At 36.7% G+C, this 16320-nt stretch carries 16 protein-coding genes; all 16 read right to left on the bottom strand.

The window, feature by feature from the left end:
• Positions 1–14: 14 nt before the first annotated feature.
• Positions 15–1037 (bottom strand): rod shape-determining protein, encoded by a 1023-nt coding sequence (locus QNH29_RS23270; RefSeq protein ID WP_283861665.1) that lies wholly within the window; start codon positions 1035–1037, stop codon positions 15–17.
• 156 nt (positions 1038–1193) lie between these two features.
• The gene (radC, locus tag QNH29_RS23275) at positions 1194–1883 is read right to left on the bottom strand and encodes a RadC family protein (protein ID WP_283861666.1); all 690 of its coding nucleotides are present in this window, start codon (positions 1881–1883) and stop codon (positions 1194–1196) included.
• Positions 1884–1927: 44 nt separating this feature from the next.
• Positions 1928–2497, bottom strand: coding sequence for a Maf family protein (locus QNH29_RS23280; RefSeq protein ID WP_283861667.1), 570 nt, complete (start codon positions 2495–2497; stop codon positions 1928–1930).
• 231 nt (positions 2498–2728) lie between these two features.
• Positions 2729–3808, bottom strand: a complete 1080-nt coding sequence (locus tag QNH29_RS23285) for an SPOR domain-containing protein (RefSeq protein WP_283861668.1) — start codon at positions 3806–3808, stop codon at positions 2729–2731.
• A gap of 111 nt (positions 3809–3919) precedes the next feature.
• A complete protein-coding gene (locus tag QNH29_RS23290; RefSeq protein ID WP_283861669.1) occupies positions 3920–4372 on the bottom strand; it encodes a type II secretion system protein in 453 nt (150 codons plus the stop codon).
• 16 nt (positions 4373–4388) lie between these two features.
• Positions 4389–5147 (bottom strand): hypothetical protein, encoded by a 759-nt coding sequence (locus tag QNH29_RS23295; RefSeq protein WP_283861670.1) that lies wholly within the window; start codon positions 5145–5147, stop codon positions 4389–4391.
• Positions 5144–5923, bottom strand: coding sequence for a PilN domain-containing protein (locus QNH29_RS23300; protein ID WP_283861671.1), 780 nt, complete (start codon positions 5921–5923; stop codon positions 5144–5146). Before QNH29_RS23300 ends, QNH29_RS23295 begins: the two co-directional genes overlap by 4 nt.
• On the bottom strand, positions 5923–6918 hold the full coding sequence (gene pilM, locus QNH29_RS23305; protein ID WP_283861672.1) for a type IV pilus biogenesis protein PilM: 996 nt from the start codon (positions 6916–6918) through the stop codon (positions 5923–5925). Before pilM ends, QNH29_RS23300 begins: the two co-directional genes overlap by 1 nt.
• Positions 6919–6934: 16 nt before the next feature.
• Positions 6935–7696 carry a prepilin peptidase gene (locus tag QNH29_RS23310; RefSeq protein WP_283861673.1) on the bottom strand — a complete coding sequence of 254 codons (762 nt, stop codon included), beginning with the start codon at positions 7694–7696 and terminating at the stop codon, positions 6935–6937.
• Positions 7697–7733: 37 nt separating this feature from the next.
• Complete coding sequence (locus QNH29_RS23315; protein ID WP_349654870.1) at positions 7734–8240, bottom strand: type II secretion system protein; 507 nt, start codon at positions 8238–8240, stop codon at positions 7734–7736.
• A gap of 140 nt (positions 8241–8380) precedes the next feature.
• Positions 8381–9595: a type II secretion system F family protein gene (locus tag QNH29_RS23320; RefSeq protein WP_283861674.1), complete on the bottom strand. Its 1215-nt coding sequence runs from the start codon at positions 9593–9595 to the stop codon at positions 8381–8383.
• Complete coding sequence (locus tag QNH29_RS23325; protein WP_283861675.1) at positions 9588–10637, bottom strand: type IV pilus twitching motility protein PilT; 1050 nt, start codon at positions 10635–10637, stop codon at positions 9588–9590. Before QNH29_RS23325 ends, QNH29_RS23320 begins: the two co-directional genes overlap by 8 nt.
• Positions 10638–10647: 10 nt before the next feature.
• Complete coding sequence (locus QNH29_RS23330) at positions 10648–12309, bottom strand: GspE/PulE family protein (RefSeq protein WP_283861676.1); 1662 nt, start codon at positions 12307–12309, stop codon at positions 10648–10650.
• A gap of 24 nt (positions 12310–12333) precedes the next feature.
• Positions 12334–13632, bottom strand: a complete 1299-nt coding sequence (locus tag QNH29_RS23335) for a hypothetical protein (RefSeq protein WP_283861677.1) — start codon at positions 13630–13632, stop codon at positions 12334–12336.
• A gap of 26 nt (positions 13633–13658) precedes the next feature.
• A complete protein-coding gene (locus tag QNH29_RS23340) occupies positions 13659–14621 on the bottom strand; it encodes a hypothetical protein (RefSeq protein WP_283861679.1) in 963 nt (320 codons plus the stop codon).
• Between the two features lie 298 nt (positions 14622–14919).
• The gene (locus QNH29_RS23345; RefSeq protein ID WP_283861681.1) at positions 14920–16311 is read right to left on the bottom strand and encodes a DUF7305 domain-containing protein; all 1392 of its coding nucleotides are present in this window, start codon (positions 16309–16311) and stop codon (positions 14920–14922) included.
• Between the last annotated feature and the right edge of the window lie 9 nt (positions 16312–16320).

The following is a 16320-nucleotide window of genomic DNA, read 5'->3' on the forward strand; positions in this document are numbered from 1 at the left end:
AATTTATATACTGTTTATCTAGATTCCTTGGCTTTGTTTTTAAATAGTTGAATATGGTCTAGGGCTTTACCTGTGCCGATTGCTACGCAATCTAATGGATTTTCAGCAATTAGGACTGGCATGTTGGTTTCTTCACTAATGACCTTGTCCAGATTTCGAAGCAAAGCGCCGCCGCCTGTTAAAACGATTCCCCGGTCCATAATATCTGCTGCAAGCTCTGGCGGAGTCTTTTCTAATGTATTTTTCACAGCCTCTACAATCGCATAGACTGTATCTTTTAAAGCCACACCAATTTCCTTCGCAGTGATTTCAATCGTTTTTGGCAAACCAGTTAACAAATCACGTCCGCGAATTTCCATATTATCGATACCTTCAGAGTCACCTGCAGACCCAACTTCCATTTTAATCGCTTCCGCCGTACGTTCACCAATCATAAGGTTGTAATTTTTACGGATATACGTAACAATTGCTTCATCCATTTCATCACCGGCAACGCGAATCGAAATGCTTGTAACAATACCGCCTAAAGAGATAATCGCTACTTCAGTTGTACCGCCGCCGATATCAACGACCATACTGCCAGTTGGCTCCCATACAGGAAGGTTTGCACCGATGGCAGCTGCAAATGGTTCTTCAATAGTATAAGCATCCTTCGCACCGGCTTGACGTGTTGCATCGATAACAGCTCTTTCTTCAACAGCCGTAATACCTGATGGCACACATACCATGACATAAGGCTTACCTGAGAAAATACTCTTACTTTTCATTGCCTGACGAATATGGTGTTTCATCATCGCCGCGGTAATTTCAAAGTCTGCAATAACTCCATCCTTCATTGGTCTCATCGCAACCACATTTCCTGGTGTACGGCCAATCATATTCTTTGCATCATTACCAACCGCAACAATGGATTTTGTGTCTGTCTGCATCGCTACAACTGATGGCTCTCTTAATACAATCCCTTTCCCTTTTGCATAAACAAGGGTATTTGCTGTCCCTAAGTCAATACCAAGGTCTCTAGTCCCAATTCCAAACATACTTGTATCTCCCTTTCTGATACGAAAATAGCTAAAGGTAAGTTAAAATACCTTCTATTCATGTAATTTTTCTAGTAAATTTATATGATTAACACGAAAGATGTCCTAAAAAATCATAAACATTATTATATCCCAACGTTTAAAAAAATCATAGTATTATAAATATCCTTTTTCCTTGAGAGAGACAAATTTATTTTCACCGATGATGAGGTGATCGAGTATGTCGATTCCTATCATTTTCCCGCATTCCACTAGTCTCTTGGTAACCTCGATATCTTCCTTGCTCGGCTCTGGAGATCCCGAGGGATGATTGTGTATCGCAATTATCGAGGCCGCCGATCGTTTTAAAGCCTCTCGGAACACTTCCCTCGGGTGCACGATGCTCGCGTTTAGGCTGCCAATGAAGATAGTTTGTTTGTGAAGCACTTGATTTTTTGTGTTTAGATAAAGACATACGAAGTGCTCCTGAGTGAGAAAACGCATGTCGTGCATTACATAATTAGCCCCATCTTCAGGCGAGCGAATTACATAGCGGTCAGTATAGTTTAAGTTCGTTATCCTCCTGCCAATTTCGACAGCTGCGAGAATTTGAATCGCCTTTGCCTGACCTATTCCTTTAATTTCAGTCATTTCTTCTAAAGTGGCATCTTTTAAAAGACGTAAGCCTTCAAAATTGGTCAGCAGCCGGTTCGATAATTGAAGTACAGATTCATCCTTCGTACCGGTTCTGAGTAATATCGCGATGAGTTCATGGTTCGATAAACTTTGCGGACCATTTTGAATAAATCGCTCTCTCGGTCTTTCGTCTTGAGGAAAATCACGGATCATTAATGAATTGGTTGACATTCTACTTCCTCCCTATAATAGGGAGTTAAAGAACAACATAGCTGTTACGACAATTGGTAGCCCAGCCTCTTTAATTCGCGATACGTTCTAGCGACTGGCAGACCCATAACCGCAAAATAATCTCCATTTATTTTTTTGACAAGCATGCTTCCAAGCTGCTGAATCCCGTACCCACCTGCTTTATCAAGCGGTTCACCACTTTGTACATAGAAATTGATTTCTTCGTCCGTTAACTCCCAAAACCAAACTTCTGTTCTTTCAAAAAAACGGGCCGTTCCATTTGGAGATAATATGGAAACACCTGTGTACACTTCATGCTTTTTATCTGAAAGCTTTTTTAACATCTTTACTGCTTCTGCATTATCGATTGGCTTACCTAATACCTCACCATCAGCAACGACAATCGTGTCGGAACCAATAACATAGGCATGAGGATTTTCTTTAAAAATAACCTTTGCCTTTCGCTCGGCCAGATCCATTACTACATCCTCAGGAGAAAGCGCTGGATCAAAGCTTTCATCAACTTCACTGCTAGAGATCGTGAATGATAATCGGAGGTTTTCTAGAAGTTCTTTCCGCCGTGGAGAAGAAGAGGCTAAAATGAGGTTCTGCATTTCATCACCTTACCTTTTGCATCATTTAGGGAGATACATGTTAATCGTATCAGAATTTGTAAAAGCAAACAATTTTTATATCATTAAAGTTCGAAGAAATTTGTCAATTTATGCAAAATATCTCTTTGGAATAAATTCAAAATTATTTGATATCAACACAAAAAGCCTGCCCAAAAATAGACAGGCTCGTTATTCAAATATAATTTCCCGGAAAATATCAGCTTTTGTCGACTACAGTGAATAATAGATACTTAGATAATTTAATAAGTGCTGTTGTGCCTCAACCAAACTATCTTTATTTTTCTTTTCTTGATATGCTTCCACACTTTTCAAAGCACTGGATAATTCTTTGTTCAAATTAATTACCTTTTCATTTTTCAACTGTTTTGTGGTTTGATTAATTTGTTTTCCCAACCCTGTGATTTCTTTACTACTTTCTGATGCTATACTACCTGCGACAATGGCGTTAGAAGTGACCTTAGATAACTGTTGGTAAATAGCTGGAGCAGCTTCTAAAAAGCCTTTTTCGGCCTCATTTATATTTGATACTGTCTTTTCAGCAACCGGAATTTGTTTTGGCAGTACATCATCAAAGCCATTTGCTTCATAATGACCTTCCATTCGTTTTGCTGTTTCTATTGAGTCTGCCACACCTAAGAACATAAATTCTTTATTATTCATAGTTAGTGTCTGAGCTGGCGCACCTTTCCCTTTTACCTCGTTAGCAGCTCCGGAGGCTGCATCCTTGCTCGAAAAGGCTCCACCTTGGACAATATACATAGTTTGAGCTGCAATCGCAACAGAACTGCTCTTTCCACCGGTTACTTCTGAACCTTTATTGGATCCATTACCTGCGACAACTGGCTCAGTTACAGTTGGTTTACTGTTTTCGGAAATAACTAACTTAAGCATAAGGACCCCGAAACTTGTCCCAATTAAGATAGCAAAAACAGCTGTAACAATAATAGATTTTAATACGCTGCCGTTACGCTTCATTGAGAATGTTGTAAATGAAGGAGTCTTCTTTTTTCCGCCCTTTTTATCCTTTTGGCTGCTGATAACTTTATATTCCTGAATGTCGTTTTCTGCCGATTCTGGAATAATCCAATCAAAACTTTCATCGACTGATTCCTTTGCGGCGGCAGCCTCAAGAAAAACATCCTGATCATTGAAATCTTCGTCGATGTTTATCACTTTAGTAAAAGAATCTTTGCTAGATTCTTGTTCCTTCTTAATCGGCTCTTCTCTGAAAGTCTGGTCTTCTCCATTTAACTTTATTTTGATGGTATTGCCACGATTCGGCTTGTCCACTAACTTGTACTCCTTCCTCTACCAATAGCAATTTCTACCATCCTATCACAAAGACAAAAAAAAATAACAAGACTTTTGTCGTCTTGTTATACAATGCTTTCGTCAATTTTTTTAGTTTCGTATTATCAGGTCTATCGAAAGTTCATCAATTGGTATAGGAGTTTCTACTCCACCTTTCGTACAGAGATTATGAGTATTCCCATAAAAACAAACAGCACTTATCTTATTGCCTGTTATTCTAACATAAGTCTTATCAGTTTCAGGGATAAAACCGCCTGTGTAAGGATCTTCGATTTTATCAAGGTAGTTTAGCTCTAGTAATTCCCTATAGGTTATTTCCAAATGAGGATTGCCTTGTATTTCTTCATCCTTCAAATATAAATGGGCTGCTTCCTTTAATGTAATCGCATTTCCTACAAAAGCTTGATCTTTTGCAACTGCGATTACCTTGGTCATCGAAACAACCCCAATAGAAGAAATAATACCTAAAATTACAATGATTGCCAACAGTTCAACCAAACTATACCCTTTTTGATACTGTTCTTGAGAGTATATTTTTATCATAAATAAAATGTCTCCGTTAATTTCCATCAGCGAAAGTACTTAATGGATTCTTCTTGTTGGCTGGTGACGGTGCATCAAACTTAGGCAAATCAGCAATCAAGTCTTCTAAAGTAGGTAAATAGTATGCTGATATACTCAAACTGTAACTTATTTTTCCAGGAACAGTCACTATGCTGGTAACTTCTTGACCGCCTGAATAATTTATAGACTCGACCACAACAATCCGATTTAAATTTTCAAGTGTACCAATAAACTTTTCTAAGTCCTCATAAGTAGGTGACTCCACGCTAAGACTTATGGACAGCTTTTTTAAACCACTAGATGAAGCAGGTGTTTCTTGCTTATTTGCTGCAGAATCAGCGGTATTTTCAGGTGTAGCTTCAGGAGTTTGTCCTGCTTCAGTATTTGTAGCATCAGTTGGTGTTGTTTCAATTGTCACATCAGCATCTTGTGAGAATCCCATTGATAGTATTTTACTATTTGATACATTTTCAGCTCTTTCTAAATCAAAGATTAATTGTTCCTGCAAGGGTGATACAGGTACCTTTTTCTGTAATTCCTTTGTATCTTCTGTTATTTTTTCTGTATCTTCTTGTTTGTTTTCAGCCATAACATCTAATAGTTTTTGTTCTGATTCTAGTGACTGTTTTTTTGTTACTAGTTCAGATTTTAGCGGACTAAGAAAAATAAATTGACCGATAACTAAGAGCAATATCAACAATAGAGTACCGAAGATCAACATTAACCGATCAAATTTTGAGAGGCGAAGTTTCATGAAGCAGTCACCTCTTTCCCACCAGTTTCCCCTTTATAAAGGACCTTTTTAATAGCTTCTTTACTAAACTTAATTTCATATTGACCAATATATCTTGGCAGATATTTATCTTCTACATTTGCAACAGTATCTGATGATGTTGTAGGTGCTGTTACTACTGTATTAGAGTTAGGGAGTGTTGCTTGTTCAGCTGTAGCTGTTGTTTGATTATTCCTGTCCGGAACAGTTGTACCGGTTGGTTGAGCGCTGTTTACAGAATTAGTTGTTGTACTTGGAGTGGCGGATGCAGATGGATCCACTACAGCTTGCGTATTTAAGCTGCTAAGGGAAACTTTCTCTATCCAATCAGACTTATTCAAACTATTCAAGAAATAGGCTGCTTCTCTAGAGTTATCAAACTGAACAGTAATTGTAACCGTTCCAGTTTCTGTATAACCGAATGATTGAATAAATCCTCTTTCAGGCAACAACGCTGTTAGGTGCTGCAACACTGGAATCGTTTTGATTGGGTACGTATTTGCCCATTCAACCGCATTTTTCAAAACACTCACGGACATTTTAGATTGATCTTGTTGAGCATTTTCAGCTTCTTTAACTGAAATCTCTTTAATAGTTTCAATTTGTTGATCAACCTCTTTGACATTATCCTTTGTAGACTGAATTTGCCAAATATAAAAACTACTAATCATAACGATTAACGAAAGCAGGGTAATTAAGATAATTAGATTAAATTTCCGTGGTTCTTTTTGAGGGAGTAAATTAATTTCGATTAACATTACTGCACCTCTTTTAAAGCAAGCCCTAACGGAAGGAAGAGATTACTTGGCAAGTAACCAGTTTTACCTTTAAGATCATTGTCTAGTGTAATCATCTCTACAGGTATATCATATCTATCTTTCATTTCGTCAATGATGGCCTCTAGCATTGGATGATCTCCATTTACTAAAAACTTCGTGACATCCTGTCCTTCATTCGTCAACGTATAGCGATAAAAGTCAACTAATTTATTAACCTCATTAAAAATATCCTCAATCTGCATGGCAAGTTCTTCGGCATCTCCATTAAATTTGAATTCCAGTGAACCGGCTATACCTATATTATATTCCCATTCGTCAATGTTAAAAGGTAAGGAGAAATGACGCATAACTAAAGGTACATTTTCATTAAAAATACATAGATTAACACTTGTTAAATCAAATTGGACCGTAAACAGAACTTCATTACTACTAGATTTATCTAGATAATGATATAAACGATAAAGTGATAATGGCGAGATATCAGCAGCAATAGGATTAAGCTTAAGGCTCGAAAACAATTCTGAGTATTCCATAACAAACTGTTCTGGTGCTGCAAAAAGAAGTATATCCTTAGTTTTCTGGTTACTTTCTAGCGGATAATAATCAAAGACAGGTTCTTCAAAAGGTAAGTGAATAGTTGAACCTAGTTCTAAATAAAGATAACCTTTTATTTCATCATCCTGGACATCTGCCGGAATGGATACTTTTCGAATAATTACTAACGCATCTGGAATTATAAAACGGACCGAACGCCTTTGAATTTTCCATTCATCAATACATTGCTCCAGAATAGAGGTTAACGAATCAATATCAACTATTTTCCCATCAACAATAATTCCTGGTGGGAGAAAGCGTTCGCTCCATTTTTGTGCAGCAGGGGGGTTCGACTGTTTTAATTCAACATATCGAATGGAGTGGTCATTAAGTACCATATTGATAATTCGATTTTTTGAAGAAAAAAGGGAAAATGCCATAATAATAACCCCTTATTTAAAATCCTTGATTAAAAAATTGTAAATATAAATCAATCAAATCCGATCCCCAATAATAAGCTGTCAAGGTACCAGCTGCAATAAATGGGCCGAAAGGTATCGGCTGCTTTCTTTTCACAATTTTTAATATCATTGCGAGGCCTCCGATAACAGCACCGAATAATGTCGAAAGGAAGAATGATAATAGTACTAGTTTAAAACCTAAAACGAAACCAAGTAACGCATATAATTTCACATCACCACCGCCCATTCCCCCCTTACTGACAAGTGCAATAGTGAGCAGAAGTACAAAACCTGTAACTGCACCAAGGACGCTATCCCACAATGGTGTTAAAGGTAAGAAAATTCGTTCCAATAAAAAAATCCCTGCAAACCAGATTAAAATCTTATCAGGGATGATCATATAGTTTATATCGGAAACAATGATAATAATAAACAATGAAATGAGCGTAAGAGCAATTATAAGCTCACCAGACCATCCAATAACAAGTGGGGCAGTTGCAAACAAAATTCCAGTTAATAACTCCATTACTGGATAGATAGGAGAAATCCGCGACTGACAGCCGCGGCATTTTCCTTTTTGAAATAAAAACGATAAAACCGGTATTAGTTCATATGCTTTTAATTGATGTCCACAGTCCGGGCAGGCTGACCTAGGAGAAATTATCGATTTTGCCAGTGGAATCCGGAGACCCACAACGTTGAAGAAAGAGCCAAATGTACATCCATATAGGAAAAGAAAAGTAAAGACTAACTTCATTTTTCTTCAATTAATCTCCCAACATTATTTATAAAATTTATTGAGGTGTTACAATGCCTCGTGTAATATCTTTCGTTGTAATAATTGCTGCTGTCCCAGCAGTAATAGTAGCATCATCTCTAACAAGTGTAATTGTTCTTGGATTTGATGCTTTATTTGTGATTAAAGTAACACCATAGATCTTACCATTTGCAATCTTGACGTTTGAAACTGTAGCACTGTCAGCAGCAAGAGTAGTTCCTTCAACATACGCTTCTTCTGGACTTACTACCTTGTCAAGGTATTTTTTATCCATTAATTGTTTTAAAGTAAGATAATGTGTACCTGTTTGATAAGTTTCTTCTGAGGCAATTACCATTTTCGCAGCACTGATCATTTGCTGTGCATTTGCCACGTGAGCATCCTTTTTAGTATTATCGATTATCCCTAAAATTGATGGTACTGCAATTGCAGCAATAATTCCTAGAATAACGATAACTGCTAATAATTCAATTAAAGTTAAACCTTTTTGTTCTTTTAGTTTGTTCTTTAACATTTGACGCATTGTACACTCTCCCTTTTATGGTTCTATGAACCTAGTAATATTTTCTCTTGTATTATACAGTAATTTACATTGCGAAAGAAAGAGAAATTTTAATATTTTTGTCACTTCTAGTTATAATTTTAATAGTTTTGTAATGTTTACTAAGCATTTTGTTGAAATGCGTCAAACATACCAAACATTGGCATCATGATAGCTAATACTATAGTGCCAACAAGCCCAGCTAAGACCACAATCATCATAGGTTCAATCAATGATTTTAACTGGTCTGTTGCAGTCTCAACTTCTTTTTCGTAAAACTCAGCGATTTTATTAAGCATTGTATCTAAAGCCCCTGTTCCTTCACCAATAATAATCATTTGGGTGACAAGCGGCGGAAAGGCCCAGTGGTCTTTCATTGGTTCCGTCATTGATTTTCCTTTTTCTAAGGAATCCCGTGAGTCATGAATAACTTTTGCTAGTACACCATTTTCTACTACCTTTTCAACAATTGCCATTGCTTGGAGGATAGGTACGGAACTTGAGAATAAAGAACTTAAAGTTCTCATCATTCTGGCTAGTGCTGCCTTTTGTAGCATTTTTCCAAAAAAAGGAATTTTTAAAGCGATATGATCTAAATAATAACTTGTTTTTTTGTTTTTGCGTAAATAAATAAACAAAATAATAATAAACAGAGTAGTTATTGTCAAAACCCACCAGTAACCCTGCACAAAACCACTTGCAGCTAAAACGAATTTTGTTATCGCAGGAAGTTCTCCGCCAAGATCATCAAACATTGTAACAAAAGTTGGCACTACAGATGTAAGTAGGAAAATAACTACTGCTATAGCAATTACCCCTATTACAATCGGGTATGAAAGAGCAGATTTTATCTTTTGCCTAGTATAGTGTTGCTTTTCAAAATGCTCTGCCAAACGTTCTAGAGTTTCATCCATATTCCCGCTGACTTCACCAGCTTTAATCATGTTAATATACATTGAATTGAAGATTTTCTTATGTTTAGAGACTGCCTCTGAATAGGGATTTCCTTCACGCATCTCTTGTTCTGCCGCCAATAATGCCTTCTTTAAACCTTTGCTTTCTGTCTGTACAGCTAGAATACCAGTTGCATCTACAACGGTTACTCCAGCCTTTAATAGAGTTGCAAATTGTCTTAAATAAATAACAAAATGTTGGAGCTTTACTGGTTCCCCAAATGATAGATCTTTAGTCATCAGGGTTTCAGGAACTTCCTTCATTTCAATAACACGAATACCCTGTTCTTTCAGCTTTTCCATTGCTTCTCGTCTGGAAGCTGCATTTAAGGTCCCTTGACGTTTCCCACGGCGGTCTCGACCTGAATATTTAAATCTAGCCATCAAGCATCATCTTTTCTTGTAGATATTTGGTCGCAGCTTCCGTTTGAATTATTCCTTTGTCAATTAATTCTTTAATACTCATTTCAAGTGTGTGCATACCCTGGGCACGGGAAGTTTGCATGGTGCTTTGAATTTGATGTATTTTTTCACTTCGGATTAAGTTCGCAATTGCCGGATTATTTACCATAATTTCAGTAGCAGCACGACGCCCTTTTCCATCTGTTGTAGGAAATAAACGCTGTGAAATTACTCCTACTAAAACTGAAGCCAACTGAACACGGATTTGTGGCTGCTGTTCTGGTGGAAAAACATCGATAATACGGTTTATAGTTGCAGGAGCACTCGAAGTATGGAGCGTCCCGAAAACAAGGTGCCCTGTTTCCGCAGCAGTGATCGCAATCCCAATTGTTTCAAGGTCACGCATCTCACCGACAAGAATGACATCAGGGTCTTGACGTAATGCACCCTTAAGGCCATTTGCATAGGACTTCGTATCAAAACCAACTTCACGCTGATCTATAATGCAATTGCCATGCTTATGCAGATATTCAATTGGGTCCTCTAATGTAATAATGTGCTTTCGCATGGTCCGGTTCATATAATCAATCATAGAAGCAAGCGTAGTAGATTTCCCGCTCCCCGTTGGACCAGTAACTAAAATTAGCCCCTGTGGTTTTTCACAAAGCTGTGGGATAATTGGCGGCAACTTTAAGTCCTCAATCGTTGGTGTTTTTGATGCAACCACCCTTAGTGCTAGTGATACACTTTTTCTTTGATGATACGCATTGCAACGGAAACGGGATACCCCTGGAACTCCATAGGAATAGTCAAGCTCGCCTTTTTCTTTAAATAAATCATACATACTTTCAGGAATCGTTAATTTTGCTATTTCTTCCGTATCATCTGGAAGTAGAATGTCTTTACCATAGCGTTTAATGTCCCCGTTTATACGGAAAATCGGGGGCACACCAACAGTTAAGTGGATATCCGATGCTTTAAATTCAATCGCTGCACGCAGTATATTATCGATTTTTTCTCTCATATTCTTACTCCTACTCCAAAATCGCTACGCGTAATACTTCTTCCGTAGTGGTTAATCCCTGTTTTACTTTGAGCAACCCATCGTCAATTAGGAAAATTGTTTTATTTTTAATCGCTTGCTCCTTTAACCTTTGAAAAGAATCGTCATTCATGATTATTCTTCTCATGTCGTCATTTAAGACAAGTACTTCATGAAGAGCCACCCTCCCTTTATATCCTGTCATATTGCAGGATGGGCAGCCCTTTCCACGTACGATCTTATCAATTTTTAACCCTCTTCTTGCAAAAATCTCTTTTTCACGCTGCGTTGGTTCTTGCTCTTCTGCACAAACACGACAAACCTTACGGACAAGACGCTGAGCTACAATCCCAGTCAAGGAGGAAGCAATCAAAAATGGTTCTACTCCCATATCAATTAACCTTGTGACTGTTCCTAATGAATCATTGGTATGCAAAGTGCTTAACACTAAATGTCCAGTTAAAGATGCACGAACGGCAATTTCTGCCGTTTCTTTATCACGAATTTCCCCGACCATAATAATATTAGGGTCTTGACGTAATATAGAGCGCAGACCAGCCGCAAATGTCATCCCTACATTCGTATTGACTTGAATTTGATTGATTCCCTCTAATTGATATTCAACTGGATCCTCGATGGTAATGATATTTACTTCCTCGCTATTCAGTTTATTTAGTGCTGCATAAAGCGTTGAAGACTTACCGGAACCTGTAGGACCCGTAATTAACACGATTCCAGTCGGCTGCTCAATCATTTCAGTAAACCGTTTATAATTTAACGTATTAAACCCTATCTTTGCTAAATCATTTAAAGCCGCACCCATATCTAAGATACGCATTACTATTTTTTCACCGTAAACGGTAGGCAAGGTTGAAATCCGGAGATCAATTGGATGAAAATCAAGATTCATTTTTATCCGTCCATCCTGAGGAATGCGGTGCTCGGTTATATCAAGGTTCGACATAATTTTAATTCTTGCAGTCAAAACACTTTGCATATGACGAGGCAAGACACGTTCTACCCTCAACACGCCGTCCACACGGTACCGTACGACAATTTTGGTTTCCTGTGGATCAATGTGGATATCACTCGCCTTTTGAACAACTGCATTGGTTAGTAGTTGATTGACAAGCCTTACAATCGGTGAGTCCAAATTGGTAACATCGTCATCTTGACCAGACTGATTGGTTGGCAGATCGTCAAAAAGCTCCTCTAATCCCTCGTCAACATTGTAATATTTATTAATTGCTCTTATGATATCTTCTCTTGTCGCTATTGCAGTTTCAATTTGAAAACCAGTTGCTAGTCTTAAATCATCAATAACGATAAAGTCCATCGGGTCGACCATAGCAACAAATAATTTATTACCTTCCTTTTTTAAAGGAATGATTAAATTTCGCTTAGCTGTTTCCTTTGAAACTAATGAAAAAAGATTGGTATCAAAAGGATATTGTAAAAGGTTTATATGAGGGATTCCAAGCTGACGTTCTAGGACTTCTGCTAACTGTTGATCCGTTATATAACCTCTTTGTAATAATACATCACCAATCTTTTGGTTAGGGGCCTTTTCATCTAATGCGGACTGCAATTGTTCAGATGTAATGATGCCTGCCTCAATTAATAGGTCTCCAAGTCTTCTTCGAACCTGTCTCATTTTAAATCCCTACTAAGTTTTTCTTTATTTTGGTTGTTCATTTGGCTTCCCCCAAAGGTCATCAGATTGTTGTTGAGTTGTGACAGATGTTGATGGTGTCTGTGTTTGACTTCCAGTTGGATTGGTTCCGGTTGTGCTAGTGGTTGTGCTGGTCTGCCCAGTAGCAGCTGCTCCCCCAGCTAAACCGTGTATTTCTACACGATATACTGGTGGATAATAATCTTCCGCCATAAGTTCGCTATTTAACAGTTGGTTTCCCTGATAAATGTCTCGGAATACTTTAACGATTTTCCCATTAGTTCCTTCTGACTGAACACTAATTTGACCAGGGGTAATCAATGGGCTGTATTGGATAATTGTTTTTGGTTTTAAGACCTGTTCATCCTTTTTACTAATCTTATAGCTGTTAAGAAGCCTGTCTCCTTTTAGTGCAATCTTTAATATATTGTTTTCCAAATGAAGAGTGAATGAGTATTTAACCTTGTTTGGATTTACTATAACTAGGTCCACACCTTCTGCAAAATTAACCTTTGCTTCAAAACCCAATTGAGCATAATTTGGTAATGCCACGCTGATATTTCTAGAGTTTATTGAAAAGTTTGTTGGTAATACCGCTTGATAAATACCTGTTGCTAAGATATTTAATGAAGCTGAATTTTCTAAGCCCTTTTGCTTAGCAAATTCTAATAAAGAGAAGGCCCCCTCCTCACCGACCTGAATTTCTGGATAAGCGGTAATTATAGCAGGTAAATCATTAGGAGTTTCTGTTAAAGAAATTGTTGCTTCACTAAGCTTTACCTCTTGAGATGTTTTATTTAATACAAATTCGTTATTTAAATAGATTTGAATATTCCCTGTTACAAATTGTGAGGATGTTTGATTTAAATGGTTTGTTAGCTTATCTATCGCTATTTCTTCACTATCAATTTCTGGAAAAAGTATTTTAATTTGTTCTTCCACTTCTAACTGATCGACAGAAATAAATGCTGTATTACTTTGTCCCTTCTGAATAGATAAAACTGTTTGGGTGGCATCAAAATCAAATAAACTTAAATTAAAAGGAACTGTTCTTTCACTATACTGTAGTTCTATTTTTGTATTATTTACCCAGTTAACAAAGCTTTCTTCTAGCAATGAAATGGCTTCACTTTCTGACTTACCTGTTAAATCAACTGGTCCTACGGTTGTTCCATCTGCAAATTTTCCATCAACGTTGGCTAATTTACCAAAAGCTTGTAAACCAAAATGAGAAGAACTAAATATAAATGCTGTACTAAAAAATAGAACCACAAACAATTTGACTAATTGCTGATTTTTACCCACAAGTCTGTCCCTCTTCTCTCATCCTATTACTTTTGTAGTTCAGCAAGTTTCTTTTCGGGCCCCCGCTCTTCAACACTCGCTGCCACTTCTTTTGCTGCAAACATAATTTCTAACTCTAAATCTTCTAATTTAGGCTTGTTTTCAAGCATTACGCCTTCATTTTTTTCATCGTTAGCCATTACTTCAGACTCCCAAAGCTCATCAAGCCAGCTTTCTTCAGAAATAGAAACGTTCTCTTCATATTCAATTGTCTGGGGTTCAGAAACTTGACCATAAAACTCTTCTCTTTGAGGTTCATCTAATAAACTTTCAATTTCTGAAAGGTATCCTTCCCCCGTCTCCGAATCATTAAAGTATGGGCGTTCAAAATTTTCATTTACTCCTAACAGATTATAGTCAGAAAGTTCTTCAAGCAAATCTTCTTTATCAGTTTCTGAAATTGAAGAGAGTTCTAAATTCCCTTCGATGTTATCTCCCCTAGCGTGCACATCTAAAATATCCTCATTATTTGTAAAATCTATTTCTTCAAGTTTGAAATCATCTTGTAAAAGTGATTCAGAAACAATCGGTGCTCGCCCTTTTGGGTCTTCCCTCTCAATGGAATCTGAATTCTCTTCAATTTCATTTAGAGTTTTTAGTTCAGTTAATTCATTTTGAAAAATTACTTCTTCTTTTCTATCTTTTTTACCATTCGAAAATGGTTCTTCAAAATTTTGATAGCTTTCTTCCTCAGGAGATATTCTCTCATAATAGATTACCTTTCTCATACGAGAGTCTATTAAATAGGCAGTGAAGAAAGTAATTACGAGCAATAATAAAAAGGTAGACCATAACGGAATCGTTGAAGTGGCAGCCAATCCTCCAATTGATAAAACAAAACCAGCAATACCGACAATCACTTTACCTTTAATTGTAAGTCCAATCGGCAGAAAAGATATAATCCCTAAAAGTACGACCATAGACCCAAAGGCCCAAATAATTGACTGCATTCCATACATCCCCTTAATTTAGTTCGTTTCTCCTATCACTCTACACATTATTACATTTTTTTCTATTTAATAGGTTAATTAGCCTATATCAGACATAATTCTTCTATTTCATATTTTATTACATTATCATTAAATTTTAAAGAAGCTGGAAAACATTTATGAAATATAATACAAATCATGGAAAAAATTTCAAGCATATACCAAATTTTATTAAAGTGAAATAAAAATCACCACTTCAAATCTGGTGAAAATTTACCAGATTTGAAGTGGTGAAAAATGAAAATATTACAGTACCTAACTACTTTTCACGTACTGGCTCAGGATTCAAAGGAAATACCTTAAAATCAGGCAATGGCAAGGTAGCATATCCTGGTAAGAAGGTAATACTTGAACTACCAGTTATATCTAATGAATTTGCAATAAGTGATCCTTGAATTACATTATTACCTGCAATATTTACAATTCCACCAGTAACAAATCGGCCGTGGAATTCCCCACCTGTGAATTGAAATGTTGCATCCTCAGCAAAAATACTAGCGGTAATACCTGTATTACTAGAACTTGCCTTTATAGTTTTAGGTACGGCAGGATCTGATGATTTTTTCAAATATATTATCAGGCTATCCTTCTCTACGTCATCCTGTTTTATAGCTGAATTATCAATTGTGAGATTTCCAGTAACATAAATTGATAATGTACCGGTTCCTTTTATACTTAAAGTACTATTATTATTTAATAATAAATCATTAACAAATAGCTCTATTTTATTAGCACCTATATCCAGTGTCAATGAATTGTTATTATTTAATTTTAAATCATTTAGCTTAATTGTATTAGGTAAATTGTTAAACATTTTATCTGCATTGATTGTTACATTACCATCTGTTGGAACAGCGATATCGCCGAAAGGTGAAGTATATGCACCTGGTGGGGTTGCCTTAAACGGTTTCATATCTAACGATATTTTTTCAGGTAATGCAGTAATGTTTGTAAAGTTTGAAAGATTTACTACCTCTTGCCCGCCACCGGGTCCTACTAAAATTTGCACAGATTTAGTAGGATCAGTTGATTTTATACTACCTGAATCATGCAAAGTAATAGCATTATTTTCAATTGAATTTGTACCAATCGATCCGTTAATTATTGAACCTCCACTGCCTACTGTTATTTTATTATCTACAAATACAGCTGTATGTGGAAAAGCTACACTCCATCTAATATTAAATTTTTGCTCAACTGTTCTGGTCCGGTTATTAATCGTCCCTGTAGAAATGATTTTATATTCCCCATTACTATCATTTGTTGGATATATTTTTTCAACTTTTACCTTTGCAATTGGCTGCTCTCCAAAATTTTGTTCAAAGCTAGTTATCTCACGTTCGTTAGAAAAAGTGGTGTTGGTTAACCTTGATTTCACATCCATATAAAAAGAGGATTGATTTGTAGCGGTATTATATGCAGCCTGTACTTCTTTAGTAACCTCATTCATTATTAAGGTAGCACCAGATTCAGCAATGTAATAAGCTGATTGATTATTTCGTTCCCCAGAGCTCATCTTAACATTTGAAGCAGCTAACCCCATGAGGCTTACTCCTAGGATTGAAACAACTACTATAACTAGTAGAACCATGACTAATGCCATACCTTGTTCATTATTTTGTTTTTCTATACGCCGGAGGAATTTATTCATTTACCTATC

The organism is Neobacillus sp. DY30 (assembly GCF_030123065.1).
Lineage (GTDB): Bacteria > Bacillota > Bacilli > Bacillales > Cytobacillaceae > Neobacillus.